Here is a 23,837-nt window from a genome sequence, read left to right as displayed (position 1 = left end):
AGGGCGTTTGCCTGGTTGGCGGTCGGGCTCGCGCCGAGGCGTTTGCTTGATTGGCGGTCCGGCTCTCGCCGAGGCGTTTGCCTGGTTGGCGGTCCGGCTCACGCCTGAGGCGTTCGCCTGGTCGGCGGGCGCGGCCCGCGGCGTCGGCCTAGTCGGCGGCGGGGCTCAGGTCTGAGGTGCTCGTCGGGGCCACGGCGCCCACTGCACCGGCGCGGCGAAGCCCTCCCGGCGGGCCGCCCGGGCCTCGGCCGGGTCGACCGGCGCCTGCCGTGAGACCCGCAACCCCGGCCCGATCAGCCGGGTCTCGAGCCACGACCCGGTGACCCCGCGCCGCACCCGTTCCCACAGCCCGCCCTCGACGTGCGCGAGCACCCGGGCCCGCAGGTCGGCGACCAGCTCGGCGGGATCCTCGGCGCACTCGTCACAGCCGCAGTCGGGCAGCACCTCGAGGTACCAGCGCCCGAGGCGCAGCACGAGGCCCGGGAAGTCGGTGAAGGCGATCGCCAGCGGCCCGGCGGCGGGAGTACGCGGCACGAGCCGGACGGTACGCACGATCTCGGCGTCGGGCGCGGGCCCGACCGGCTCCTTGCCCTCGCGACGGTCGACGACGTAGCGGGCGGTGAGCTCGTCGAGCACGTCCTCGGCGGCCTCGTGCAGCACGAGGAACCGCCGCGAGTCGGAGACCCGGGGTGAGAAGCTGTCCGGTCGCGATCCGAAGTCGCCCACCAGCGAAGTATGCCGCGCTCGGCCCGCGGCGACGCGGGAACGTCAGATCAGCGACCGGAAATGCTCACTCCGCCCGGAACTCTCCGGCCGTGAATGCCGTCGCGAACACGTCCAGCTCTTCCTCGGTGAAGAACAGCGGCTGCTGCTCGGGGCGCTTGCTGTCCCGGAGCAGGTACCCCCCGTCGACCGCGGCGAGCTCCACGCAGGTCGAGGTGCCACATCTACTGCCGCGGCGCCAGGCAGGTTGTTCCGTCGAGTTCATCATGCTTACTCCTCCGTGACGGTTCCCGTGTAACACGGTAAGCGACGTCCGACAGGTGCGGGAGGAGTGCTTAGTGAGTGAAACCGCGATCTGTGCGAAGAATGCGGTTATTGTGGCCATATGACCAGTTGGTTTGTCGGAACGCGCAGGTGGCGATAGCCCGCGGACATAGGCCGCCGACATTTGTACGCCCGTTCCCCGAGCACTCGACGCGTGCCTGCACGTCGACTGCACCCGAAACGGACGAGCCTGCTAATTGAAGCGGAACTGCCCGTCGTTGACCCCACGGACGAACGCCGACCATTCCTCGGTGGTGAAACTGAGCGGAGCCGCGGTCGGATTCTTGGAGTCGCGGACCAGAATCTGCTCCGCCAACTGGGCGACCTCGACACAGTTAGCAGCGGCGCAGAAGCTGCTCTTACGCCATTCCAGCTGCTCTAGAGTTGACACGATTTCTCCGATTTCATTCGTACACCGACGCTGGTGCACCGGGTGCAGTCAGACATGGCCTTTGGCTTTCTGTGATTGTGTCTCCAGATCCTTGATGCGACTGTCGAGGAATCGGATCGTGTCCGTCTCGTCATTCGATAAGTGCCAAAGCTGTTCGAAACGCTTGCGGTGGCGCTCGGTGGTTGCCTGGTCCTCGATGATCTCGTCCGTCACGCCGTTTTCGCGGTACAAGATCTCGCTGTGGGCGCCACGATCACTCAATGCCAGCAATTCATAGCTGCCGTTGTTGGCGATGGGATAGTCCAGTGCGAAGGGCAGCATGCGCAGGTGGACCGGCCCGTCGCTCACCAGCCGCCGCATCTCGGTCAACTGCTGCGCGAAGACCTTCGCCCCGCCGATGGGCCGCATGAAGACGGACTCGTCCAAAAGAACGAAGGCCTGGACGGCGTCCAATCGGGAAAGCAGGGTCTGGCGGCGCATCCGTCGCGCCTTGATGAGGAGTTGCACCCGCTGGCGCGAGCCGATGTCCTCCTCGTCGAAGGTTCCCGTCAGCGCGGTGGCGTACTCCTCCGTCTGTAGATAGCCCGGCAGGTAGTAAATCGAATACGACCGAACGGCGACAGCCTCGGCCTCGTATTCGATGTGGCGCCGCGTGGCGTCCGAGAGGAGCTCACGGAACTCCTGCGTCTGGTACCAGGCCTCCCGCTGCCGGGCTCGCGCGATCCGGGCCGACGACAGCAGATCGGCGACCTGCTCCTTGTCCTTGATGCCGTAGTAGGAGAGCAGCGGCTTCAGATCGTTGGGGGCGATCGTCACGTCGCCGTTCTCGATGCGGATCACCTTGGAGAGGGACCACTCCATCTCCTCGGCGACCTGAAGTTGGGTGAGTCCGGCCGCGTCGCGGGCTTCGCGTAGCGCTAGGCGTATGCGTCGGCGCGCGACTGTCGGTGAGTCACCTTCAGCCATGAGTCCTTCATCAGCGAGGAGTACATCCGGACGAGGCGGTCGCAACCTCGCATGCGGCTACCTTGCAGACAGCGAGGTTGCGACCAAATCGTACTGAGAACGAATCGTCGCGTCTCTGGTATTGATCAAACTGTTAGATGTCACCCGATCGGTGCAGTGGGTGACATGGTTTGTCCGTCATGCGGCCACCAGGTGGTGTCCGTCGGACACCGGCCGGGTGTCCTCGACCGCCCGGCGCAGCGCCCGGGCCACCTGGTTGAAGACGCGGACGTCCGTGGTGGCGTACAGGGTCATCTCGGTGCCGCGGTAGGTGGCGAGCAGTTCCCACCGCTGCGGCCGGAGCCGCCAGTAGGCCGCGGTGGACATGCCGGCGATCGCGGCGCACAGGGGCGCCGAGATGTAGACGGCCGGCGTGCCGAGCGTCGTCCAGCCGGCCGCGGTGACAACCAGGGCGGCGAAGGCGATGTGCAGGGGCCGGGCGAGGCCGCGCGGCCCGGCGCGGTGCACGCGGCGCACGTTGCGCAGGTCCCGGATGAGTGCCGTTCTCGCAGGGGCTCCGAGCCAGACGAAATGTCCGTCAGTGACCACTGCGTCAGTTCCGCGGTAGTAGGTGCGCATGGCGAACTCCTCTCCACGACTCTTGCGAGGTGAGGAACGAGGGGGCCACCATTGGCATAGACAGTCATCCTCGCCTCGCGCATCGCCGCAAACGGCGTCCTCGGAGGCAACAACGGCACCCGGTTGCCGCCGGGTGCCGTTGTAGGGTCTTCCCCCTGCTTCGCCCTTTACTGCGGTCTTCAGTACAGCATGGCCAGGGCGCTGACCGCTAGGTTTCAATCTGCCACGTCGCAGATTGCGTACAAGCAGGCTGGCGATCAGCTCGCCAACAGGACCAGGAGCAGGGCCAGTGCACCCGGGATGACCTGCACGAACAGGATCCGGCGGGTCGCCGTCAGCGCGCCGTAGCAGCCCGCCACGATCACGCAGCAGAGGAAAAATACCTGGAACGTCAGGTCGTCCGAGATGAGACCGTAGAGCAGGCCCGTGGCCAGGAAGCCGTTGTAGAGCCCCTGGTTCGCGGCCAGCGTCGCGGACTGCTCGGCGAACTCCGGGGTGGTACCGAAAGTGGCCCGCACCCGATCTGTGCGCCACAGGAACATCTCCAGGACGAGGATGTAGAGATGGATCGCGGCGACCAGCCCGACCGCGATCCGCGCTGCCCAAGCCATGGCGCACCCTCCGGCTGCCGGCGCGCACGGCGCGGCCGGATCACGGGCAACCCTAGGGCATCGCTGCCCATCGATGGACGTAACCGTCGACACGGTGCGTTTCGGCGACCGGACGACCGGGTAGGCGAACGGGCGAAACGGATGAACGAGCAGGCAGGGGAGGGTACAGCCCGCATGGACAGCAGACTTCGGATCGCCGGCCAGGCCGTTCAGCCGGTCCTGGTGATGTTCCCGCTCGGCCTGTTCGCGATGGCCGTCCTCTTCGACCTCGGCAACGTGTTCGGCGGCCCGGACATCCTCGGCGCCCTCGCCTACTGGAACCTGGTCGCCGGCCTCATCGGCGGCGTGCTCGCGGCCGCGGCCTCGGCCCTCGACCTGATGTTCGTGCGCAACACCCGGGCAAGGCGCTACGGCGTGCTGCTGGGCCTGGTCAACATGGGCGTGCTGTTGGTCTTCGCCGTCATCCTGATGCTCCGCATGCGCACCCCCGACCGGGTGGCCGGCGGCGGTCTGGTCGCCGTCGAACTGCTCGCCCTGGCCGGCGCCGTCTTCGGCGCCTGGTTCGGCGGCGAGCTGGTCAACCGCCGCCGGGTGCCGGCGTTTGTCCGCACCGAGGCCGGGAACCGCACGTACTGACAGTGCGGGAACCGGAAAGGGGCAAGAACCATGACGGCATCGATCAGCGGTAAGCGGGTGGCCTTCCTGGCGACCGACGGCGTCGAAGAGGTCGAGTACACGCAGCCCCGCAAGGCGGTCGAAGAGGCCGGCGGGACGGCGGAGCTCATCTCGATCAAGGACGGCGAGATCCAGGCCGTCAACCACATGGACAAGGCCGGCACGTACCCGGTCGACAAGCAGGCCAAGGACGCGGCGGCGGCGGACTACGACGCGCTGGTGCTGCCCGGCGGCGTCGCCAACCCGGACTTCCTGCGGGCCGACCCCGACGCGGTGCGCTTCGTGCGGGAGTTCTTCAGCGCCGGCAAGCCGGTCGCGGCCATCTGCCACGGGCCGTGGACCCTGGTCGAGGCGGGCGTCGTGGACGGCCGCACCCTGACCAGCTGGCCCAGCCTGCGCACCGACCTGGCCAACGCCGGCGCGACCTGGGTGGACGAGGAGGTCTTCGTCGACGACGGCCTGGTCACCAGCCGCAAGCCCGACGACCTCCCGGCCTTCTGCGACACGCTCCTGCAGGAGATCGCGAACAGCAAATAGCAACCGTACGGACCCAGCAGGTCACCGTGGCGCACCGGCGGAAGCTGGTGCGCCACGGCCTTGCCGGTCGGCCGCCGGGCTGACCCGCCGGGGAGCTGTCACTTCAGCACCATGCGGCCGGTGGCCTCGAACTCCGCCAGGTCGGCCAGGACCTCGTCGATCACCATCGACTTCGGGCCGGGCAGCGCGTCCAGCGGGAAGAAGCCGGCGTCCACCGATTCCTCCGTCACCTTCTGCAGCTCGCCCTCCCAGGTGTGGACCCGGAACGACATCAGGATCTGCTGGTAGGTGTGGCCCCACTCGTTGGTGTACGTGTACGACGTGTGGAAGGCGAACGGGGTCAGCGACGTCGCGCGCAGCCCGGTCTCCTCCCACACCTCACGGATCGCACAGTCCTGCATGCTCTCGCCCAGCTCCATCGCGCCCGCCGGGATGGCCCAGCGGTGGTTGTCGGAACGCTGGATCAGCAGCAGCCTGTTCCGCTCGTCGAGGATCACGCCGCGCGCGCCCACGAACAGGATCGTGTCGGCGTCGCCGACGCTCGAACGGACCCGACCCAGATAAGACTCAGCCCACGACAATGCCACGGGACCAGCCTAGCTAGGCCGACTTCTTGGCCGCCTTGGCGGCGGGCGTGGTCTTCTTGGCGGGAGCCTTCTTCGCGGCTGTGGACTTCGACGGCGCGGCAGTCGCCTTGGCGGCGGGAGTGCTCTTGGCCGCTGCCGACGTCTTGGCCGGTGCGGCCTTCTTTGCGGTTGTCGACTTTGTGGCCGTACCGGAGGAGGTCTTGGATTTTGCGGAGCCGATGGGGGTGGCGCCGATCTCGCGGGCCCGCTCCTCCGGGGCCTCGCCGCGGGCCTTCTTGGCCCGCTCGACGCTGGCCTTGAGCGCGGCCATCAGGTCGACCGCGGCGGCCGGCGCCTCCTCGGCCTCCTCGGGCGCGACGATCTCGCGGCCCTCGACCTTGGCGTCGATGACCTCCTGGAGGGCGGCCCGGTAGTTGTCGGTGAACTCCTCGGGCTTGAAGCTGCCGGCCATCGAGTCGATCAGCGAGCTGGCCATGGCCAGCTCGGCCGGGCGGGTCTCGATGTCCTCGTCGAGGAACCCGAAGTCGGGTGTGCGCACCTCGTCGGGCCAGAGCATCGTGTTGAGCACTAGCACGTCGTCGTGCACCCGCAGGGTGGCCAGCTGCTCGCGCTGGCGCAGCGCCACCTTGACGATCGCGACCCGGTCGGACTCGGTCAGCGCGTCCCGCAGCAGCACGTACGGCTTCGCGGCCTGGCCCTCGGGCTCGAGGTAGTACGCCTTGGCGAACAGCAGCGGGTCGATCTGCTCGGCCGGCACGAACTCCAGCACGTCGATCGCGCGGGAGGTGGTCAGCGGCAGCTCGGCGAAGTCCTCGTCGGTCAGGATGACCATCTCGCCGCCGCCGAGGTCGTAGCCCTTGGCGATGTCGTCGTAGGTGACCTCCTCGCCGTCGATCGAGCAGGTCCGCTTGTACTTGATCCGGCCGCCGTCGGTGCGGTGCACCTGGTGGAACCGGATGTCCTTCTCCTCGGTCGCGGAGAAGAGCTTGACGGCGATCGACACCAGGCCGAACGAGACCGCACCCTTCCAGATCGCTCGCATCTTCGTCTCCTACCCACCGTGACCAGTGCCCCCGATCAAGAATGGCATCAGTGAGACGCCTGCGTAAGGTGTTCGCGGGTGCCTATGGTGATCAGGTGCCGGGTGCGCCGCTCTCGCCGATGCTCGCGACCGCGGGCGCGCTGCCCCGTGGGCCGGGCTGGAGCTACGAGTTCAAGTGGGACGGCGTGCGGGTGCTCTCCTCGTTCGAGGACGGGCCGCCGCGGCTGTGGGCCCGCTCGGGCGCCGCGGTCACGCTTGCTTATCCCGAGGTCGCGGGCCTGTCGCTGCCGCCGGGCTCGCTGCTGGACGGTGAGATGGTGGTGCTGGACGCGGCCGGGCGCCCGTCGTTCACCGCGCTGGCCGAGCGGATGCACGTCCGCGACCCGGGGCGGGCGGCCCGGCTGGCGGCGACCCTCCCGGTCACCTACATGATCTTCGACCTGCTCCGGTACGCCGGCGAGTCGCTGATCGAGGTCCCGTACGCCGACCGGCGCGCCCGGCTCGAGGAGCTGGATCTGGGGGACGGGCCGTGGATGGTGCCGCCGGCCTTCACCGACGGGGTCGCCACCGAGGCCGCCGCCCGGGAGAACCGCCTCGAGGGCGTGGTGGCGAAGCGGCTGAACACGGCGTACCTGCCGGGCGCCCGGTCGCCGGACTGGGTCAAGGTCAAGTTCGACCGGACCGGGGACTACGTCATCGGCGGCTGGCGGGCCGGGGCGCGCAAGCTCGGTGGCCTGCTGGTCGGCGTGCCGGGCCCGGACGGGCGACTGCTGTTCCGGGGCCGGGTCGGCGGCGGCATCGGCGCGGCGGCTGAGCAGCAGCTGCTGTCGGTGCTCGCCCCGCTGGCCGCCCCGGAGTCGCCGTTCGCCCGGGGCGCGGTGCCGCGCGAGGACTCCCGCGGCGCCCACTGGGTGCGGCCGGAGCTGGTAGTGGAGGTGCGCTACGGCAACCGCACCCCGGACGGCCGGCTGCGCTTCCCGCGTTTCCTGCGGCTGCGCCCGGATAAGTCTCCCGAGGAGTGCGCCGAGGAGGACGACAGTGGTTAAGCAGCGGTTCGCCGTCCAGATCGAGGGACGCGACGTGGAGCTGTCCAACCTCGACAAGGTGATGTACCCGGCCGCCGGCTTCACCAAGGGCGAGGTCATCGACTACTACACCCGGATCGCGCCGGTGCTGCTGCCGCACCTCAAGGACCGGGCGCTGACCCGGATCCGCTTTCCGAACGGCGTGGACGGCGCGCACTTCTTCGAGAAGAACGCGCCGGGCGGGACGCCGCCCTGGGTGCGGCTGGAGACCCTGCCCGTGCCCGGCTCCACCAAGGCCCGGGAGACCATCGACTTCGTGGTCGTCGACGAGCTCGCGACGCTGGTCTGGGTGGCCAACCTCGCCTCGCTGGAGCTGCACACGCCGCAGTGGCGGATCGGGGCCGACCCCGACCTGATGGTGGTCGACCTCGACCCGGGGGCCCCGGCCGGGCTCAAGGAGTGCTGCGCGGTCGCCGTGCTGATGCGCGACCGGCTGGCCGACGACGGCCTCACCGCCCAGCCCAAGACCTCCGGCAAGAAGGGCATGCAGCTGTGCGTGCCGATCTCGGGCACCCAGGACGCCGAGGTCGTCTCCGGCTACGCCAGGCGGGTCGCCGAGGAGCTGTCCGCGCAGGTGCCGGGCTCGATCACCGCCAAGATGGCCAAGGCGGTACGCCCCGGGAAGGTCTTCATCGACTGGAGCCAGAACAACGCGGCCAAGACCACCGTGGCGCCGTACTCGCTGCGCGCGCAGGCGACGCCGACCGCTTCGACGCCGCTGACCTGGGACGAGGTGGCGGAGATGGCGATGGGCGCGGGCGCGGTCCGGCAGCTCACCGCGGCCGAGGTGCTGGACCGGGTCGAGGAGCACGGCGATCTGCTGGCCTGCCTGCTGGAGCCGGGGCCGCCCGTACCTGCTCGTTGAGCTACCTTGCGTGGCAAGGTACCGTGTACCGCATGGCCGACGTCGCGCAGCTCTCCACCAGCCTCCGCCGCGGGACGCTCGAGTTCTGCGTGCTCGCCATGGTCGAGCACGAGGACCGGTACGGCACGGAGATCGTCCGGCGCTTCGGCGAGGAGCGGAACCTCGCCGCCTCCGAGGGCACGATCTACCCGCTGCTGTCCCGGTTGCGCCGGGTGGGCTGGCTGGACAGCAAGTGGAGCGAGTCGCCGACCGGACCGCCGCGGCGCTACTACGCGCTCACCGACACCGGGCGGTCGGCACTGGAGCACTTCCGCTCCGAGTGGGTTTCGTTTCGACAGACCGTCGACCGTCTCGTAGGGACCGGTGGGGCATGAGCAGCAACAGGACCGACCAAGCGGTCAAGGAGTACCTGCACGAGCTGGAGCTGCGGCTCACCGGGCTGCCGGTGCTGCAACGCCGGGAGCTCCTCGCCGAGATCGAGGCGCATATCCACGACGAGCGCGTCGCCCGCGGCGTCGCCTCCGAGAGCGACCTGCTGGAGCTGCTGGAGCGGCTCGGCAGCCCGGAGGTCGTGGCCGCCGCCGCGTACGAGGAGGCCGGCCTGCTCGCGCCCCGCGAGCCCGTGCTCTCCTACGCCGGCCCCGCCCGGGCCGCGGCGCGCCCCCTGCCGGTCGTCGCGCCGCCGCCGGATTCGCCGCCGCCCGCCTACGCCGGGCCGTTCCCGCCCGCCTCCGACTTCGGCCGCTCGTCCTATCCGCCGCCGCCGGTCGCCGGGCCGCCGTTCGCGCCGCCGCCGGTGCGCAAACAGGACGGCGGCGCCGGGCTGCGCGTGGCGGTCGCGGTCGCCATCGCCGCCGTGGTCGTCGTTCTGCTCGGTTGCCTGGCCGGGGGCCTCATGCTGACCAGCCGCAGCGCGGTGGACCAGGCCCCCAGCGCCGTGGAGGCGCCGGCCGAACCGCCCGCGCCGCAGTTGCCGACGGAGTGACCGCGCGGGCCGGTCAGTCGACCTGGGGCAGGGGCGGGCCGAGCACGTCGTCCGCGTCCACGATCGTGTAGGCGTAACCCTGCTCGGCCAGGAAGCGCTGCCGGTGCGCGGCGTACTCGGTGTCGATCGTGTCGCGGGACACCACCGTGTAGAAGTGCGCCTGGCGGCCGTCGGCCTTCGGGCGCAGCACCCGGCCCAGCCGCTGGGCCTCCTCCTGCCGGGAGCCGAACGTGCCGGACACCTGGATCGCCACGGCCGCCTCGGGCAGGTCGATGCTGAAGTTGCCGACCTTGGAGATCACCAGCGTCTTCAGCGAGCCCGACCGGAACTCGTCGAACAGCCGCTCGCGTTCCTTGTTCGTCGTCGAGCCCTGCACGATCGGGGCGTCCAGGTATTCACCCAGCTGGTGCAGCTGGTCGATGTAGCCGCCGATCACCAGCACCTGCTCGTCCGGGTGCCGGTCGAGCAGGGCGCGGACCACCGGCAGCTTGGTGCGGGCGGTCGCCGCCACCCGGTAGCGCTCCTCGGCCTCGGTCACCGCGTACGTCATGCGCTCGGCGTCGGTGAGCGTCACCCGGACCTCGGTGCACAGCGCCGGGGCGATCCAGCCCTGCGCCTCGATGTCCTTCCACGGCGCGTCGTAGCGCTTCGGGCCGATCAGCGAGAACACGTCGCCCTCCCGGCCGTCCTCGCGCACCAGGGTCGCGGTCAGGCCCAGCCGGCGGCGGGCCTGCAGGTCGGCGGTGAAGCGGAAGATCGGCGCCGGCAGCAGGTGCACCTCGTCGTAGATGACCAGGCCCCAGTCGCGGGCGCCGAATAGGTCGAGGTGGGTGAACGCGCCGCCGCGCCGCGAGGTGAGCACCTGGTACGTCGCGATGGTGACCGGGCGGATCTCCTTGCGCTCGCCGCTGTACTCGCCGATCTCGTCCTCGGTCAGCGACGTACGGGCGACCAGCTCGCGCTTCCACTGCCGGCCGGCGACCGTGTTGGTCACCAGGATCAGCGTGGTGGCCTTGGCGGTGGCCATCGCGGCCGCGCCGACCAGCGTCTTGCCGGCGCCACAGGGCAGCACGACCACCCCGGAGCCGCCGGCCCAGAAGCCGTCCACCGCCTCCTGCTGGTACGACCGCAGCGTCCAGCCGTTCTGGGCCAGATCGATCTCGTGGGCCTCGCCGTCCACGTAACCGGCCAGGTCCTCGGCCGGCCAGCCGAGCTTGAGCAGGGCCTGCTTGAGCCGGCCGCGCTCGGAGGCGTGCACCGCGATCGTCTCGTCGTCCAGGCGGGCGCCCAGCATGCCGGCCAACTTCTTGCTCTTCGCCACCTCGACCAGCACGATCTTGTCGAGCCCGCGCAGGACCAGCCCGTGCGACGGGTCGTTGACCAGCTGGAGGCGGCCGTACCGGTCCATGGTCTCGGCCACGTCGACCAGCAGGGCGTGCGGCACCGGGTAGCGGGAGAACTTGATCAGCGAGTCGACCACGCCCTCCGCGTCGTGACCGGCGGCCCGGGCGTTCCACAGGCCCAGCGGCGTCAGCCGGTAGGTGTGCACGTGCTCGGGGGAGCGTTCCAGCTCCGCGAACGGGGCGATCGCCATCCGGCACGCCTGCGCGTCGGGGTGGTCGACCTCCAGCAGCAGAGTCTTGTCGGACTGGACGATCAGGGGTCCGCCGGTCACCAGGTGCCCTTCGACGTGCGGGAGAAGACCCTCCAGTGTGACACGGCCCGTTCCGTAGCGAAGAAGGTTGATCCCGTGTGCAACGCTTCGCACAGGCCGGGCGTTTAACACTGCAGAACCATCGACGGCGGGCGGGTCGCGCGCGAGCAGGGCAACGGGGGCGCGCGGTCCCGGCCGGTCACTCCTCGACGACCGCCGCCGTGATCCGGTGCAGGGCGAACGTGTGCAGCGTCTCTGTCCGCTCGTCCTCGGCGCGCAGGTAACCGGCGCTCAGCGACACCGGGCGGACCAGCCGGGACAGCGTCGCGCCGTGCGAGTCGACGTAGCCCACCCAGACCCGGGCCTTGTCGCGGACCGCCTGCTGGAGCACCGCCATCGCCTGCGTGTGCGCCTGCACCGAGGTCAGGCCGGGCACCTGCTGGCCGTTCGCCGCCCGCACCGTGACCGGCGCCCGGCGGGCCGCGCGGGTCGCGACGTCTCCCCGCCGGATCTGCTCGACCACCCCGGCCAGCCGCGGGCCGGCCAGCAGCGGCGGCCCGGCCTGGTCACCCAGCCGCGACGAGACCGGGGTACGGCTGACCGCGCGGCGCACCCGCGGCCGGGCCAGCACGGCCGACCCGGCGGCGTCCTCGGCGACCGGGGCGAACCCGGCGTCCCGCAGCGCCCCCAGCAGCCGGGCGATCTGCACCGGGCTGCACAGCACCGTGGGCGCCAGCCGGCGCAGCGCCAGCGGTCCCAGCCGCCGGTCCGCCAGCACCTCGGCGATCAGCGCCTCGTCGTCGCTGCGCAGGTAGGACCCGGCCGAGCCGGCCCGCAGGCCGCCGTGCTTGCGCGCCGAGTCGTCGATCAGGTAGGTCAGCGCCTGCGGCACCGGCGTCCGCGACCGGCGCCGGAAGAGCCCGTGCAGGTCGCCGGCGGTGTAGCCGACGTCCAGGGCGCGGCGCACACTGCCCGAGGTGACCCGGTAGACGCTCGCGCCGCCGGCCGACTCCGGCTCGGCCACCACGTCCAGCTCCGCGGCCAGCTCGGGCTCCGGCGGGCCCGGCACGACCACGGAGAGGTCGGCCTGGACCAGCACGTGGTCGACGGGCGCGGGCAGCAGCGCGTCGAGGGTGCGCACGGCGTTCGAGGCCCCCGGCGCGCGGGCGCCACCCGGGCCGGCGCCCAGCGGGTCGGAGTCGGTGGGCGGCTCGTCCGACTGCACCAGCCGCCCGTACGAGGTCAGCGCCCCCAGCCCGGTCACGCCGAGCGTGGCCGCACCGGCCAGGGCGTCGCGGTGGGCGGCCTCCCGGCCCCGGGCCCGGCGCGGCGCCTGCCAGGCCAGCAGCTCGAGCACCTCGTCGGCCCGCGGCGCGGCGCCGGGAGCGAGCGTCGCCAGCGCGGCCAGCGCCTCCCGCCGGGCCTGCGGGGCGCCGGCCCGCTCGGCGTCCGGGGCCAGCGGGTTGATCGGCCGGTCCCGGTCGTCGCGCTGCCCGATCAGGCCGGGCTGCCGGGTCATCGCCAGCCACGAGTTGGCCAGCGCCTCCCAGCGCTGCGCGATGCTCAGCGCCCGCCACAGGTCGTAGCCGCCGGTGGGCAGGAAGATCTCGTCGACCAGCCCGGAGGCCCGGCTCGCGGTGACGCCCCGGCCGTTGCCCGCCGCGTCCGCCTCGCCGAGCAGGCCGGCCGCGTAGGCGGCCTCGATCAGCAGCCCGGCCGACGGCTCGTCCAGGTTGGCCGCGCGGGCCAGCCGCTTCAGGTCGCGGACGCCCAGCCCGCCGGTCTTCAGCACGGCCGCCGGCTCGGCCGACAACGCCTCCAGCAGCGTCTCGACGTACCGGACGGCCTCCATCGCCTGCCCGGCGCCGGCCGAATCCACCGACTTCGGCTCCCGGACCGGCCCGTCCGGGGCCGGCGGCAGCGGCCGCAGCCGGCCCAGCGGCCCGGAGTCGCGGCGCAGCAGCAGGCCAACCTCGCGCGGCAGCTCGACCAGCTCGCCGTCGGCCCGCGGGGCCCGGCCGGCCTCGGAGACCGGCACGAGGATGTGCTGGTCGATCAGCCAGCGCACCGGCTCGGCGACGGTGCCGCCCGAGCTGAGCGCGCCGACCGGCGGCCCGGCGGCGAGCCGGTCGAGCACGGCCCGGGCGCCCGGCGGCGCGGCGAGCACGGCCCGCCGCAGCTTCGCGCGGTCGGCGCACAGGGCCGCCGCCTGCGGGTCCAGGTAGTCGGCGGGACGGCCCAGGCCCGCCGGGTACGGCGAGGTCACCTCGTCGACCGCACCGACGATCTGCAGGGCGTCCTCGGGCCCGTGCAGCAGGAACCGGGCCCGGAGCCGGTCGATCGCCACCCGTAGGTCGACGGGGTCGGCCGTGTCCCCGGCCAGCTCGACGATCGCGGCGACCGAGGTCAGCGCGGTCTCCGCGGCCCGGCTGAGCCGCGCCGCGTCCAGCACGGCGAGGGTGAACTCGTCGAGCGCGTCGAGGCAGCGGGCCACCGAGCCCCGCGACTGGGCCCGGACGGCCAGGGCGGAGACGTCGGACGGCACGGGCACGACGAGATCCGGGCGCAGCTGGATCAGCGCGCCCAGGGCGTCATCGGTGAGCGACCGGAGCTGGTCGGCGAATGCGGTGGCCATCGTTCTCCACGCTAGCCGCCGTGCGAGCATGGTGAGAGGTCGGATCAAGCGACGGACCAAGGGGAGTGACTGTGGGGGCTGACAACAAGATGCCGGGCACGTCGGTGGAAGCCGGCTCGGCCTCACGGAAGACGACCGGCCGGGAGTCCCCCATCAAGGAGGGCCACCTGCCCGTCTCCGAGCTCATCGCCGACCGGCCGGCCGCGCCGTCGCCGTTCGGGGACGACCAGGAGTTCCCGCTCCCGGTGGACCAGCTGACGTACACCCCCACCACCACGCCTTGACCGCGGCGGTCGGGTTCGACCTGGACATGACCCTGATCGACTCCCGGCCGGGGATCCGCGCGGCCTACCGGGCGTTGACCGCCGAGACCGGCGTGTGGGTCGACGCCGATCTGGCGGTCACCCGGCTGGGCCCGCCGCTGCGCACCGAGATCAGCGAGTGGTTCCCGCCCGGGCAGGTCGAGGACGCGGTCACCACGTACCGGGCGCTGTACCCCGACCACGCGATCGCCCCGACGGTGCCGACTCCGGGCGCCGTCGCGGCGCTGGCGGCGGTGCGCGCGCAGGGGCTGCGGGTGGTGGTGGTCACGTCCAAGCTGGGCCGGCTCGCCGCGCTGCACCTGGCCCACCTCGGTCTGACCGCCGACGAGCTGGCCGGCGACCTGTTCGCCGAGGGCAAGGCGGCGGCACTGACCGCGCACGGGGTCGAGTGGTACGTGGGTGACCACGTCGGCGACATGGTCGCCGCGCGGACCGCCGGGATCCCCGGCATCGGCGTCGTGACCGGCCCCTGCAGCGCCGACGAGCTCCGGGAGGCCGGCGCGGCGTACGTCTTGTCCGACTTGACGGCATTTCCGGAGCTGCTGCGAAAGATAGCGGTTGGGCCGGGCACGGGCGCTGGATAACCTTGCCGTGAGCAATCGAGTCCAATGAGTGAAGTCGAGGTCAGCGGTGCCCACGGGTCGAGTGAAGTGGTACGACGCGGCGAAGGGTTTCGGGTTCGTCACCAGTGACGAGGGCGGGGACGTGTTCCTGCCCAAGGGCGCGCTGCCCTCCGGGACGGCGGACCTGAAGGCCGGTCAGCGGCTGGAGTTCGGTGTGGTCGACAGCCGCAAGGGCGCCCAGGCGATGAGCGTGAAAGTGCTGGACGCGCCGCCGTCGATCGCTCAGCTGCGCCGCCGGCCCGCCGACGAGCTGCACGGCATGGTCGAGGACATGATCAAGGTGATCGAGGCGAAGATCCAGCCGGATCTGCGGCGCGGGAAGTATCCGGACAAGCGGACGGCGGAGAAGGTCGCGCAGCTGGTTCATGCCGTTGCGCGGGAGCTGGAGATCTAGCGCCTTCCGGTTGATGCGGCAGGGTCCGGGCTCGGCTGTGGTTCGGCCGGGCCCGGCCTGCGTCTGTCTCCGGTCGGTCCGAGTCCGCTTCCGCGCCGCTCAGCCGGCCAGCGGCTTGACCGCCGGTGTGATCCCCGCGGCCGCCGCGCGCCCCAGCAGGGCGTCCGCCGCGGCGAGACCCTCCGCGCCCAGGTCCAGGGTGAACTCGTTGACGTACAGCCCGATGTGCTGCCGCACCACCTCGGGCTCCATCTCCTGGGCGTTGCTCAGCACGAACTCGCGGCTCGCGTCCGGGTCGGCCCAGGCCATGCTGACCGACTTGCGGATCCACTCGGCGGCCTCCTCCGGGTCGACGGCGCCCTTGCGGGCCAGGATCGCGCCCAGCGGGATCGGCAGGCCGGTGTCGGCCTCCCACCATGCGCCGAGATCGACCAGCGCGGTCAGCCCGTGGCGGGGATAGGTGAAGCGCGCCTCGTGGATCACCAGGCCGGCGTCGAACCGGCCCTCGGCGACCCCCGGCATGATCTGGTGGAACGGCACCACCTCGATGCGCTCCGGCGGGTGCGCCTGCGACCAGAGCCGGAACAACAGGTACGCCGTGGTGCGGTCACCGGGCACGGCGACGGTCGCGCCGCTCAGGTCGCCATCGGCGAACCGGCCGTCGCCGCGGGTCAGCACCAGCGGGCCGCAGCCCCGGCCCAGCGCGCCGCCGCAGGGCAGCAGGTCGTAGTCGTCGAGCAGCCACGGCAGCGCCGCGAAGCTGACCTTGACCAGGTCGAACGCGCCGTTCTCGGCCGCCGTGTTGGTGACGTCGACGTCGGCGAAGGTCAACTCGACCGGCTCGGCGCCGGGGATCAGACCGTGCACCAGGGCGTGGAAGACGAACGTGTCGTTGGGGCAGGGCGAAACCGCCAGAGAAAGCGCCACGCCCCTCACGGTAACGACGCCGGACCGCCGACACCCGCACCGGAGGCTGTCTGCATCGCCACACGTAGTTTCCCCCACACCACCGGGCCCCGGCGGTTTTCCACAGGGTTATCCACAGGCTGCCGCGGTGGCCTCGGTGAGGGCGGAGAATGCTTCCCGGAGTCGCCAGGCGGCCCGGTCCCGGGGGCCGATCGGGTTGGAGACGGTGCGCAGCTCGCCGCACGGGACACCGGCGGCCTGCGCGGCACACGCCACGCCGTAGCCCTCCATGGCCTCGGCCACTGCGTCCGGGTGGCGGGTCAGCAGAGCGGCGGCGGTCCCGGCGGTGCCGGTGACGGTGGAGAGGGTGAGGATGTCGCCCACGATGGCGTGGGGGAGAGCGGTGGTCAGGGTCTTGAGCAGGGCCGGGTCGGCCTCGAGGAGGTTGCTGCCGAAGCCCAGCCGGTCGACCGGCAGGAAGCCCTCTGGGGACTCCGCGCCCAGGTCGGCGGCGATCGTCCGGGCGCCCAGGACGGTGGCCCCGACCTCGGCCCGGCCGGGGAAGCCACCGGCGATGCCCGCACTGATCACGGCGCGGTAGGCGGCGCCCCCGGCCTCGGCGAGGGCCAACAGGCGCGCGGTGCCGGCGGCCGCGGCGGCCGGCCCGACCCCGACCGGGATGACGTCGACCGTCGCGGGGTCGACACCGGACGCCAGCACCCCGGTCCGGACGGCCGCGGCCTCGGCTTCGACGGCGGTGACGATGAGCAGGCGGGTCACTGGTCGGCCTCGTCGTTCGGGCTGGTGCGGTTCGTGGCGGACGACGGGCGGTAGATGTGGAAGCCGGGGGGCGCGAGGTCGTCGTCCGGTGCGATCGGATCGGTTTCGGCTCCGCTGCCGGTGGTGTCGCGCGGGCCGGTCCGGCCGCCGGCGCCGGATCGAGCCGGTCCATGGCCGCCGCCGGTGGTCGGTCGAGCCGGTCCGGGGCCGCCGCCGGTGTCGGATCGAGCCGGCCCGGGGCTGCCGCCCTCGGTGGGCGGTCGTGTCTGTCCGGGCCTGGCGGGGGCGGTGTCCGCGGGCGGGGACGGGGTGGCGGGGGCCTGCGGCGGTTCGGTCGGTGATTCCGCCGGCTGCGCGCCTGCTCGCTTTCGCGAGCCGGACCGGGCGAAGAGGCGGCGCTTGGGCGGCGGGCCTGCTTCGGCGGGAGCAGCCACCTCCGGCCGACCGGGCGCCGATTGGTCGGACGCCCCCGGCCGGCCAGTGCCCTGCCGGTCCGGCGCGTCTGGCCGGCCCGGACCGAACTGCCCGGACGCGGTCGGCTGGCCGGGCACGGAACGGCCCGGCGCGTGCGGCTGACCCGAGGGTTGGCGACCTCGGGCGTTCGGCCTGCCGGTGGGCGATTGGCTGGGTGCGTTCCAGCCGCCGGGCGCGTTTTCCTCTCCGGGCGCGGTCTCCTCGTCAGGCGTGTTCCAGTCGCCTGGGGCGTTCCAGTCGCCGGGCGTGTTGTGCTCGCCGGGCCGAGGGTTGCCGGCGGCGGCGGCGGCGGCGGCCCGGCCCGACCCGGCCGTCGCTGTCGGCGGGCGTGGCGGCAGCGTGGTGGCCGCTCCCGCCGGAGCCGGTGAGGCCGGCATCGTCGCGGTGGGCGCGAAGTCCGCGGCGGACGGCTCCTCCATCGCCACGTCGGGCCGGCCGTGCAGGCGTTCCTTGTGCAGCCGGCCCGCGGTGACCGTGCCGCGGATCGCCGCCGCCACCGCGAACGCCGCCATCACCGCCACGCCCAGCCGGCCGTTCAGCGGGATGATGCCGACCGCGCCGCCGACCACCCAGGCGATCATCAGCACCGTCTCGGAGTGGGCGAAGGCGCTGGCCCGCAGCCGTTCGGGGACGCGTTCCTGGATGCTCGCGTCGACGGCCAGCTTGGAGATGCCGCTGAAGATCGACGCCACCAGGGACAGCAGCGCCACCATCGGCAGCGTGAAGAAGATCGCCGTCAGGACCGCCACCCCGGCCGTGATGGTCAGGCCGCTCGACTGCAGGGCGGTGGGGCGGCGGATGCGCAGCCGGGTGCCGACCGCCGTCGCCAGGAAGGTGCCGACCGCCAGCGCGCCGCCGACCAGCGCCACCGCGCCCTGGCTGCCGATGTCGCGGCCGAAGAACGTGGTGCCCAGCGATCCCGCCTTGACCGCGAAGGCGAAGTAGAGCAGCAGGAAGCCGTACAGGCAGCGGAAGCTCGCGCTGCCGACCAGGGTGGCCACCACCAGCTTGCCGGAGAGCGGGCGGTCCTCGCCGCGGCGCAGCCGCAGCATCGTGCGGAACGGCCGGGGCACCGCCTCGGGCGGATCGGAGTCGGCGCGCGGCGGCAGGCGCAGCGAGATCACCATGCCGACCAGGAAGATCAGTGAGGCCACCCGCAGCGGCCACTGCGGACCGAACCAGAACGCGGCCAGCCCGATCGGGGCGACCACCGCGCCGGCGAAGGTGCCGTACACACTGGCCCGGGCGCCCGCCTGGGACAGGCCGATCCCCTCCGGCAGCAGCCGGGGCACCGCCGCCGAGCGGGCCACCCCGTACGCCCGCGACAGCGCCAGCACGCCGAACGCCGCCGGGTACAGGCCCCAGCCCAGCAGGTTGTCCGCGATCACGTAGGCCAGGAACGCCCGGCCCAGCATCGTCACCGCGAGCGCGTACCGCCGGCCGTGCCGGAAGTGGTCCAGCAGCGGGCCCACCACCGGGGCCAGCAGGGCGAACGGCACCATGGTGATGAACAGGTAGAGCGCGACCTTGCTGCGGGCCTCGCCCAGCGGCACGTTGAAGAAGATCGTGCCGGCCAGGCCGATCGCGATCAGGGTGTCGCCCGCGCAGGAGATCGCGTGCAGGTCGAAGAGCCGGACCATGCCGACCTCGTTGGCCGCGCCGCGGGCCCGGGCCGCGCCGACCCGGCGGGTGGCCCACGCGCTGCCGCGCACCGATCCCCGCACCAGCATGCGCAGGGCCTTCACGCCGGTACCGACGGTGCGTCCGATGGTGGGAAGCAGCGGCATCGCCCCATCCTGTCGCATCGAGGCGACTTCCGTCCTCTCCCCGGCGCGGAGATCTGGGGGAGTCGCTGCGTCGGCCGTGCGCGAGTAGGGGACAATGACGAGGTGACGACCAGGACCTCAGTGCGTGCCGCCCGACTCGACCAGGTCTGCGCCGATGCCGTCGGGGTTGCGCGCGGCGCCATCACCGAAGTGGAGCCGAGCGACATCGGCGACCATCTCGAGGCGGTGGCCGAGGGCGACCGGGTCGTGACCCACTTCTTCGAGAGCCACCTGGCCGGCTACAAGGGCTGGCGCTGGGCGGTGACGGTCACCCGGGTGCCGCGTTCGCGGCACGTCACCGTGTGCGAGACCGTGCTGCTCCCCGGCCCCGACGCCATGCTCGCCCCGGCCTGGCTGCCCTGGAACGAGCGGGTGCAGGCCGGCGACCTCGGCGTCGGCGACCTGATGCCGACCGCGCCGGACGACGACCGGCTGGCCCCGGGCTACGTGCTCAGCGACGATCCCGCCGTCGAGGAGGTCTCCTGGGAGCTCGGCCTCGGCCGGTCCCGGGTGATGTCGATGGAGGGCCGGATGGAGACCGCCCAGCGCTGGTACGAGGGCGAGGCCGGCCCCGAGGCGCCCATCTCCACGGCCGCCCCGCGCAACGCCCGCTGCGGCACCTGCGGCTTCTACCTGCCGCTGGCCGGCGCCATGCGCGGCATGTTCGGCGTGTGCGGCAACCTCTACGCCCCCGACGACGCCAAGGCGGTCAGCGCTGACCACGGCTGCGGGGCCCATTCCGAGGCGTTGCTCGGCGCGACCGAGCAGCCGGTCGAGGAACTGCCCACCGTGTACGACGACAGCGAGGTCGAGGCCGTCGCGGTCAGCCGGGCCCCCGGTTCGGTCGAGGCCGGCGAGCCCGCGGAGCCGTACGGCCACAGCTAGGGCCGGCGCCGGACCGTTTCGTTCACCGTGAACTCGGGGTGCGACAGCGCCCGCCGGCGCCGCCGGTTGGCGTCGTGGCGCAGCATCGTCAGCAGGCCCGGGATCCCGCACAGCGCACCGGCCAGGCACGTCCACAGCCAGCTGCCGGGCGCGCCGGCCAGCAGCAGGACCACGCCGGCCACGGTGAACGCGGCGATGCCGGCCAGGGCGAACGGGACCATCGGCGGATCCAGCGGCTCGGGCCGGGGCTTGGTGCCGGTCACCGCGTCGAGGCCGTGCGGGTGTTGGTGCGGGGCGGGGGACAGGTCGGCCACGACCATCAGACTACGTGCGCGGAGATCGTCCGTGTGACCTCGTGACGGTTGTAACAGTTCTGACCTTTTGCCGAGGTCAGCGTTCTGATTTGATGCGCGCATCGACCCCTGTTGGTCCTGTGGAGAGGCGCGAATGTCCACTGCTGCTGCCGAGACGGACGCTGGCCCGTCCGGGCGTACCCCGAAGAACGGTTTTGATCGATATTTTGAGATCTCGGCCCGCGGCTCGACCGTCGGCCGGGAGGTTCGCGGTGGTCTCGCCACCTTCTTCACGATGGCCTACATCGTGGTGCTCAACCCGCTGATCCTGGCGGCGGGTGTGGACGCGGTCGGCGGCAAGCTGCCGGTCGCGGCGCTGGCGGCCGGTACGGCGCTGGTGGCCGGCGTGATGACGATCCTGATGGGCGTCGTGGCCCGGTTCCCGCTGGCGCTGGCCGCCGGCCTGGGCGTCAACGCGCTGGTGGCGTACGAGATCGCGCCCGAGATGACCTGGGCCGACGCGATGGGCCTGGTCGTCATCGAGGGTGTGATCATCGGCATCCTGGTGCTGACCGGGTTGCGTACCGCGGTCTTCCGGGCCGTGCCGACCCAGCTGAAGACGGCCATCGGCGTCGGCATCGGCCTGTTCCTGATGATCATCGGGCTGGTCGACGCGGGCTTCGTGCGCCGCGTGCCGGACGCCGCCGGCACCACCGTGCCGGTCGAGCTGGGTCTCGGCGGCAAGCTGCTGACCTGGCCGCTGTTCGTCTTCTGCGTCGGCCTGCTGATCACGCTGGTGCTCTTCGTCCGCAAGGTCAAGGGCGCGATCCTGATCGGCATCCTGGTCACCACGGTGCTGGCGATCGTGGTCGAGGCGATCGCCAAGGTGGGTCCGTCGTTCGCCGACGGCAAGCCGAACCCGAGCGGCTGGTCGCTGAACGTGCCCGCGCTGCCGGACAAGATCGTGGACACGCCGGACCTGTCGCTGCTGGGCAAGTTCAACGTGTTCGACTCGTGGGGCCGGGCCGGCTGGCTCGTCGTGCTGATGTTCATCTTCACGCTGCTGATCACCGACTTCTTCGACACCATGGGCACGATGGTCGCGGTCGGCCAGGAGGGTGAGCTGCTGGACGCCGAGGGCATGCCGCCGCGTACGCGGGAGATCCTGCTGGTCGACTCGGTTGCCGCGGCGGCCGGTGGCGCGGCCAGCGTGTCGAGCAACACGTCGTTCATCGAGAGCGCCTCGGGGGTCGCCGAGGGCGCCCGGACGGGCGTGGCCAACCTGGTCACCGGCGTGCTCTTCCTGCTGGCGATGTTCCTGGCCCCGCTGGTCACCGTGGTGCCGTTCGAGGCGGCGTCGACGGCGCTGGTGGTGGTCGGCTTCCTGATGATGATGGCGGTCCGGCAGATCGACTGGACCGACTACGAGATCGCCATCCCGGCGTTCCTGGCCATCACGCTGATGCCGTTCACGTACTCGATCTCCAACGGCATCGGCGCCGGGATCATCTCGTACGTGGTGATCAAGGTGGCCGTCGGCAAGGCCCGGGAGGTGCACCCGCTGCTGTACGGCGTGGCGCTGCTGTTCGTCCTGTACTTCCTGCGGGGCCCCCTGGAGACCCTGCTGTTCTGACGAGCCGGTGTGACCGTGGTCACCGCGTGCGTTAGCGTGCCCGGTGACCACGGTCATAGCCGTCGGCATGTCGTTAGCAATGCTCATTAGCTAGGCTAAGAAACGTGATGGAGCGGTCGGTGGCGGAGCGGGTTACAGCCGAGCAACTGGCCATGTCGCTGCGCGAATCGATCATGCGGCTCAACCGCCGGTTGCGGCAGGCCCGTGCGGTCGGCGACCTGACGTTCAGCCAGCTCTCGGCGCTGACCAGCCTGCAACTGGCCGGTGCGCTGACACCCCGGGAGCTGGCCGACGTCGAGCGGGTCCAGCCGCCGACGATGACCAAGATCGTCGGCAAGCTGGAGGAGCGCGGGCTGGTCGCGCGCACGCCCCACCCGACCGACCGCCGCCAGGTGATCCTGGCGGCGACCGAGGAGGGCCGGGCCGTGTACGCCCAGTTCGAGAAGGCCCGCAACGAGTGGCTCGCGCTGCAGCTGGCCGAGCTCACCCCGGACGAACGCGACACGCTGGAGCGGGCCGCGCAGATCCTGCGGCAGGTCGCCCGCAACTGAGAGGTTCCGCAGCCCCTCGGCCCCGTCACACCGCGATGACGCGTACGGCTGATGAGGAGGCGCAACCCGAGTGCGGGCAGTGCTGAGCACGACATTCCGGTCCCTGCAGGTCCGTAACTACCGGCTGTTCTCCCTGGGGCAGCTGGTCAAGCTCGTCGGCGTGTGGATGATGTTCACCGCGCAGGACTGGCTGGTCCTGGACCTGTCGCACAACTCGCCCGGCGCGCTCGGCATAGTGACCGCCCTGCAGTTCCTGCCGGTGCTCCTGCTGACCCTCTGGGCCGGCAAGCTCGCCGACCGCTTCGACAAGCGCAAGCTGCTGATCAGCGCGAACGCGGCGTTCGCGGGCACCGCGATCCTGTTCGCCATCCTGGTGGCCAGCGGCGTCGTGGTGCTCTGGCACGTGTTCCTCTTCGCCTCGCTGCTCGGCATCGCCAACGCCATCGAGACCCCGGTGCGTCAGGCCTTCGTCTCCGAGCTGGTCGAGCTGCGGCTGCTGCCGAACGCGCTGGCCCTGTCGGCGGCGACGTTCAACACCGCCCGGATCGGCGGCCCCGCCCTGGCCGGCGTGGCCCTGGCGCTGTTCGACACCGGTCCGGTCTTCCTGATCGCCACCGCCCTCGCCGTCGCGCCGATCTTCAGCTACCTGGCCATGCGCGCGCAGGACCTGCACCGCTCCTCGTCGCGCCCGTCCGCGGACGACACCCGCATCACCGACGGCCTGCGGTACGTCTGGAAGCGGCACGACCTGCTGCTCCCGATCGCGCTGATGGCCGCGGTCGGCATGATCGGCTTCAACTTCCCGGTCACCCTGGCCGCCCTGGCGAAGATCAACTTTCACGCCGGGCCGTCGTCCTTCGGCCTGCTGACCACGGCCCTGGCGGTGGGCGCGCTCGGCGGCGCGCTGGCCGGCAGCGGCCGCCGCAGCCGGCCCGGGGTGTACGTCGTGCTGGGCGCGGCGTTCGCCTTCGCCGTCTTCGAGGTGGCGGTCGGCTTCGCCCCCAGCTTCCTGGTGGCGATGATCCTGCTGGTCCCCACCGGGTTCTTCTCGATCTACCTGGCCCAGGCGGCCAACCACCGGGTGCAGATGGGCCTGCACTCGGCCTACCGCGGCCGGGTGATGGCCCTGTACGTGCTGGTCTTCCTGGGCACGACGCCGATCGGGGCGTCGCTGGCCGGCTGGTGGGGCGAGCACTTCGGGGTGCCGTCGAGCATCTGGGCCGGCGGGTTGTTCTGCCTGGTGGCGGCCGCGGTGGCGCTGGTCTGGCAGCTGCGTACCAGCGGGGACCGGCTGGCGCTGCACGGCGGCTCGCGGCCGGGGCTGACGCTGGTGCGCACCGCGCCGGACGAGAACGAGGAGATCGAGGAGCCGCTGCCGGCGGCGGCCGAGCCGGCCCGCAAGGTCGCGGCCTGATCGGGGCCGGCGGCAGTCCGCAGAGCACGGTGCGGCC

General features: G+C 72.0%; 26 protein-coding genes and 1 pseudogene. 13 read left to right on the top strand and 14 right to left on the bottom strand.

Annotated elements, in window-relative coordinates; all coding sequences use genetic code 11:
• Nucleotides 1–165 precede the first annotated feature (165 nt).
• From Ani05nite_RS27035 to Ani05nite_RS27010, 6 genes are all read right to left on the bottom strand, one after another.
• Entirely contained in the window at nucleotides 166–726 is a 561-nt protein-coding gene (locus Ani05nite_RS27035) for a DUF6226 family protein (RefSeq protein WP_203772851.1), read from the bottom strand.
• 64 nt (nucleotides 727–790) lie between these two features.
• Nucleotides 791–991 carry a DUF397 domain-containing protein gene (locus Ani05nite_RS27030; protein ID WP_307836719.1) on the bottom strand — a complete coding sequence of 67 codons (201 nt, stop codon included), beginning with the start codon at nucleotides 989–991 and terminating at the stop codon, nucleotides 791–793.
• 249 nt (nucleotides 992–1,240) lie between these two features.
• Entirely contained in the window at nucleotides 1,241–1,438 is a 198-nt protein-coding gene (locus tag Ani05nite_RS27025; RefSeq protein ID WP_203772849.1) for a DUF397 domain-containing protein, read from the bottom strand.
• A 48-nt stretch (nucleotides 1,439–1,486) separates the two neighbouring features.
• Complete coding sequence (locus Ani05nite_RS27020) at nucleotides 1,487–2,404, bottom strand: helix-turn-helix domain-containing protein (protein WP_203772847.1); 918 nt, start codon at nucleotides 2,402–2,404, stop codon at nucleotides 1,487–1,489.
• 177 nt (nucleotides 2,405–2,581) lie between these two features.
• Nucleotides 2,582–3,022, bottom strand: coding sequence for a DUF6232 family protein (locus Ani05nite_RS27015; RefSeq protein ID WP_203772845.1), 441 nt, complete (start codon nucleotides 3,020–3,022; stop codon nucleotides 2,582–2,584).
• A 257-nt stretch (nucleotides 3,023–3,279) separates the two neighbouring features.
• Nucleotides 3,280–3,633, bottom strand: a complete 354-nt coding sequence (locus tag Ani05nite_RS27010) for a DUF1304 domain-containing protein (protein WP_203772844.1) — start codon at nucleotides 3,631–3,633, stop codon at nucleotides 3,280–3,282.
• A gap of 174 nt (nucleotides 3,634–3,807) precedes the next feature.
• Between Ani05nite_RS27010 and Ani05nite_RS27005 the strand changes: the two genes are divergently transcribed.
• Both Ani05nite_RS27005 and Ani05nite_RS27000 read left to right on the top strand, forming a co-directional pair.
• Nucleotides 3,808–4,269, top strand: coding sequence for a DUF2231 domain-containing protein (locus tag Ani05nite_RS27005; protein WP_203772842.1), 462 nt, complete (start codon nucleotides 3,808–3,810; stop codon nucleotides 4,267–4,269).
• Between the two features lie 30 nt (nucleotides 4,270–4,299).
• On the top strand, nucleotides 4,300–4,845 hold the full coding sequence (locus tag Ani05nite_RS27000) for a type 1 glutamine amidotransferase domain-containing protein (RefSeq protein WP_203772840.1): 546 nt from the start codon (nucleotides 4,300–4,302) through the stop codon (nucleotides 4,843–4,845).
• Nucleotides 4,846–4,943: 98 nt separating this feature from the next.
• Here Ani05nite_RS27000 and Ani05nite_RS26995 read toward each other — a convergent pair whose 3' ends face one another.
• Both Ani05nite_RS26995 and ku read right to left on the bottom strand, forming a co-directional pair.
• The gene (locus Ani05nite_RS26995) at nucleotides 4,944–5,432 is read right to left on the bottom strand and encodes an NUDIX domain-containing protein (RefSeq protein ID WP_203772839.1); all 489 of its coding nucleotides are present in this window, start codon (nucleotides 5,430–5,432) and stop codon (nucleotides 4,944–4,946) included.
• 13 nt (nucleotides 5,433–5,445) lie between these two features.
• Nucleotides 5,446–6,474: a non-homologous end joining protein Ku gene (ku, locus tag Ani05nite_RS26990; protein ID WP_203772837.1), complete on the bottom strand. Its 1,029-nt coding sequence runs from the start codon at nucleotides 6,472–6,474 to the stop codon at nucleotides 5,446–5,448.
• 95 nt (nucleotides 6,475–6,569) lie between these two features.
• Here ku and ligD (Ani05nite_RS26985) point away from each other — a divergent pair, with 95 nt between their 5' ends.
• Genes ligD (Ani05nite_RS26985) through Ani05nite_RS26970 form a run of 4 tightly spaced genes read left to right on the top strand, consistent with a single transcriptional unit; the run spans nucleotide 6,570 to nucleotide 9,409 of the window.
• Nucleotides 6,570–7,520, top strand: a complete 951-nt coding sequence (ligD, locus tag Ani05nite_RS26985) for a non-homologous end-joining DNA ligase (protein ID WP_203772835.1) — start codon at nucleotides 6,570–6,572, stop codon at nucleotides 7,518–7,520.
• Nucleotides 7,513–8,424, top strand: a complete 912-nt coding sequence (gene ligD / locus Ani05nite_RS26980) for a non-homologous end-joining DNA ligase (RefSeq protein ID WP_203772833.1) — start codon at nucleotides 7,513–7,515, stop codon at nucleotides 8,422–8,424. The genes ligD (Ani05nite_RS26985) and ligD (Ani05nite_RS26980) overlap by 8 nt, the downstream gene beginning before the upstream one ends.
• A 32-nt stretch (nucleotides 8,425–8,456) precedes the next feature.
• Complete coding sequence (locus Ani05nite_RS26975) at nucleotides 8,457–8,798, top strand: PadR family transcriptional regulator (RefSeq protein WP_203772831.1); 342 nt, start codon at nucleotides 8,457–8,459, stop codon at nucleotides 8,796–8,798.
• The gene (locus tag Ani05nite_RS26970) at nucleotides 8,795–9,409 is read left to right on the top strand and encodes an HAAS signaling domain-containing protein (protein ID WP_203772829.1); all 615 of its coding nucleotides are present in this window, start codon (nucleotides 8,795–8,797) and stop codon (nucleotides 9,407–9,409) included. The genes Ani05nite_RS26975 and Ani05nite_RS26970 overlap by 4 nt, the downstream gene beginning before the upstream one ends.
• A 13-nt stretch (nucleotides 9,410–9,422) precedes the next feature.
• Here the strand turns inward: Ani05nite_RS26970 and Ani05nite_RS26965 are convergent, their stop codons facing one another.
• Entirely contained in the window at nucleotides 9,423–11,084 is a 1,662-nt protein-coding gene (locus Ani05nite_RS26965) for a DNA repair helicase XPB (protein WP_203772828.1), read from the bottom strand.
• Nucleotides 11,085–11,262: 178 nt separating this feature from the next.
• On the bottom strand, nucleotides 11,263–13,698 hold the full coding sequence (locus tag Ani05nite_RS26960) for a helicase-associated domain-containing protein (RefSeq protein ID WP_203772826.1): 2,436 nt from the start codon (nucleotides 13,696–13,698) through the stop codon (nucleotides 11,263–11,265).
• A 71-nt stretch (nucleotides 13,699–13,769) separates the two neighbouring features.
• Here Ani05nite_RS26960 and Ani05nite_RS26955 point away from each other — a divergent pair, with 71 nt between their 5' ends.
• From Ani05nite_RS26955 to Ani05nite_RS26945, 3 genes are read left to right on the top strand one after another with little or no spacing between them, the layout of a single operon-like run.
• Entirely contained in the window at nucleotides 13,770–13,982 is a 213-nt protein-coding gene (locus Ani05nite_RS26955; protein ID WP_203772824.1) for a hypothetical protein, read from the top strand.
• The gene (locus tag Ani05nite_RS26950) at nucleotides 13,979–14,605 is read left to right on the top strand and encodes an HAD family hydrolase (protein WP_275410641.1); all 627 of its coding nucleotides are present in this window, start codon (nucleotides 13,979–13,981) and stop codon (nucleotides 14,603–14,605) included. The genes Ani05nite_RS26955 and Ani05nite_RS26950 overlap by 4 nt, the downstream gene beginning before the upstream one ends.
• Nucleotides 14,606–14,651: 46 nt before the next feature.
• Nucleotides 14,652–15,038, top strand: coding sequence for a cold-shock protein (locus Ani05nite_RS26945; protein ID WP_203772822.1), 387 nt, complete (start codon nucleotides 14,652–14,654; stop codon nucleotides 15,036–15,038).
• Between the two features lie 99 nt (nucleotides 15,039–15,137).
• Here Ani05nite_RS26945 and Ani05nite_RS26940 read toward each other — a convergent pair whose 3' ends face one another.
• The 3 genes and pseudogenes from Ani05nite_RS26940 to Ani05nite_RS41420 form a co-directional block, all read right to left on the bottom strand.
• Nucleotides 15,138–15,965 carry a 1,4-dihydroxy-6-naphtoate synthase gene (locus tag Ani05nite_RS26940; protein WP_203772820.1) on the bottom strand — a complete coding sequence of 276 codons (828 nt, stop codon included), beginning with the start codon at nucleotides 15,963–15,965 and terminating at the stop codon, nucleotides 15,138–15,140.
• Nucleotides 15,966–16,073: 108 nt separating this feature from the next.
• Nucleotides 16,074–16,724: a futalosine hydrolase gene (locus Ani05nite_RS26935; protein WP_203772818.1), complete on the bottom strand. Its 651-nt coding sequence runs from the start codon at nucleotides 16,722–16,724 to the stop codon at nucleotides 16,074–16,076.
• Nucleotides 16,725–17,497: 773 nt separating this feature from the next.
• A pseudogene (locus Ani05nite_RS41420) lies at nucleotides 17,498–18,985 on the bottom strand (MFS transporter); the annotation flags it as partial.
• 51 nt (nucleotides 18,986–19,036) lie between these two features.
• On the opposite strand from Ani05nite_RS41420, the gene Ani05nite_RS26925 reads away from it, so the two are divergent.
• Complete coding sequence (locus tag Ani05nite_RS26925) at nucleotides 19,037–19,909, top strand: DUF3027 domain-containing protein (RefSeq protein ID WP_377880293.1); 873 nt, start codon at nucleotides 19,037–19,039, stop codon at nucleotides 19,907–19,909.
• Here Ani05nite_RS26925 and Ani05nite_RS26920 read toward each other — a convergent pair.
• Complete coding sequence (locus tag Ani05nite_RS26920) at nucleotides 19,906–20,130, bottom strand: DUF2530 domain-containing protein (RefSeq protein ID WP_239130684.1); 225 nt, start codon at nucleotides 20,128–20,130, stop codon at nucleotides 19,906–19,908. The two genes, Ani05nite_RS26925 and Ani05nite_RS26920, sit on opposite strands and share 4 nt — an antisense overlap.
• A 226-nt stretch (nucleotides 20,131–20,356) precedes the next feature.
• Here Ani05nite_RS26920 and Ani05nite_RS26915 point away from each other — a divergent pair, with 226 nt between their 5' ends.
• From Ani05nite_RS26915 to Ani05nite_RS26905, 3 genes are all read left to right on the top strand, one after another.
• Nucleotides 20,357–21,835: an NCS2 family permease gene (locus tag Ani05nite_RS26915; protein WP_203772810.1), complete on the top strand. Its 1,479-nt coding sequence runs from the start codon at nucleotides 20,357–20,359 to the stop codon at nucleotides 21,833–21,835.
• 107 nt (nucleotides 21,836–21,942) lie between these two features.
• Nucleotides 21,943–22,386 carry a MarR family winged helix-turn-helix transcriptional regulator gene (locus Ani05nite_RS26910; RefSeq protein ID WP_377880291.1) on the top strand — a complete coding sequence of 148 codons (444 nt, stop codon included), beginning with the start codon at nucleotides 21,943–21,945 and terminating at the stop codon, nucleotides 22,384–22,386.
• A 70-nt stretch (nucleotides 22,387–22,456) separates the two neighbouring features.
• Nucleotides 22,457–23,800 carry an MFS transporter gene (locus Ani05nite_RS26905; RefSeq protein ID WP_203772806.1) on the top strand — a complete coding sequence of 448 codons (1,344 nt, stop codon included), beginning with the start codon at nucleotides 22,457–22,459 and terminating at the stop codon, nucleotides 23,798–23,800.
• Nucleotides 23,801–23,837 lie beyond the last annotated feature (37 nt).

The sequence above is a fragment of the Actinoplanes nipponensis genome, assembly GCF_016862275.1.
GTDB lineage: Bacteria > Actinomycetota > Actinomycetes > Mycobacteriales > Micromonosporaceae > Actinoplanes > Actinoplanes nipponensis.
The sequence above is the reverse complement of the archived record's forward strand: the minus strand, read 5'-3'. Positions and strand labels throughout refer to the sequence as shown.

Bases quoted from the DNA above. Each gene is read 5' to 3' on its own strand.
- Ani05nite_RS27030 (WP_307836719.1), bottom strand. From the start codon at position 991: ATGATGAACTCGACGGAACAACCTGCCTGGCGCCGCGGCAGTAGATGT.
- Ani05nite_RS27020 (WP_203772847.1), bottom strand. From the start codon at position 2,404: ATGGCTGAAGGTGACTCACCGACAGTCGCGCGCCGACGCATACGCCTA.
- Ani05nite_RS27015 (WP_203772845.1), bottom strand. From the start codon at position 3,022: ATGCGCACCTACTACCGCGGAACTGACGCAGTGGTCACTGACGGACAT.
- Ani05nite_RS27010 (WP_203772844.1), bottom strand. From the start codon at position 3,633: ATGGCTTGGGCAGCGCGGATCGCGGTCGGGCTGGTCGCCGCGATCCAT.
- Ani05nite_RS27005 (WP_203772842.1), top strand. From the start codon at position 3,808: ATGGACAGCAGACTTCGGATCGCCGGCCAGGCCGTTCAGCCGGTCCTG.
- Ani05nite_RS27000 (WP_203772840.1), top strand. From the start codon at position 4,300: ATGACGGCATCGATCAGCGGTAAGCGGGTGGCCTTCCTGGCGACCGAC.
- ku (WP_203772837.1), bottom strand. From the start codon at position 6,474: ATGCGAGCGATCTGGAAGGGTGCGGTCTCGTTCGGCCTGGTGTCGATC.
- Ani05nite_RS26975 (WP_203772831.1), top strand. From the start codon at position 8,457: ATGGCCGACGTCGCGCAGCTCTCCACCAGCCTCCGCCGCGGGACGCTC.
- Ani05nite_RS26970 (WP_203772829.1), top strand. From the start codon at position 8,795: ATGAGCAGCAACAGGACCGACCAAGCGGTCAAGGAGTACCTGCACGAG.
- Ani05nite_RS26960 (WP_203772826.1), bottom strand. From the start codon at position 13,698: ATGGCCACCGCATTCGCCGACCAGCTCCGGTCGCTCACCGATGACGCC.
- Ani05nite_RS26920 (WP_239130684.1), bottom strand. From the start codon at position 20,130: ATGGTCCCGTTCGCCCTGGCCGGCATCGCCGCGTTCACCGTGGCCGGC.
- Ani05nite_RS26915 (WP_203772810.1), top strand. From the start codon at position 20,357: ATGTCCACTGCTGCTGCCGAGACGGACGCTGGCCCGTCCGGGCGTACC.
- Ani05nite_RS26910 (WP_377880291.1), top strand. From the start codon at position 21,943: ATGGAGCGGTCGGTGGCGGAGCGGGTTACAGCCGAGCAACTGGCCATG.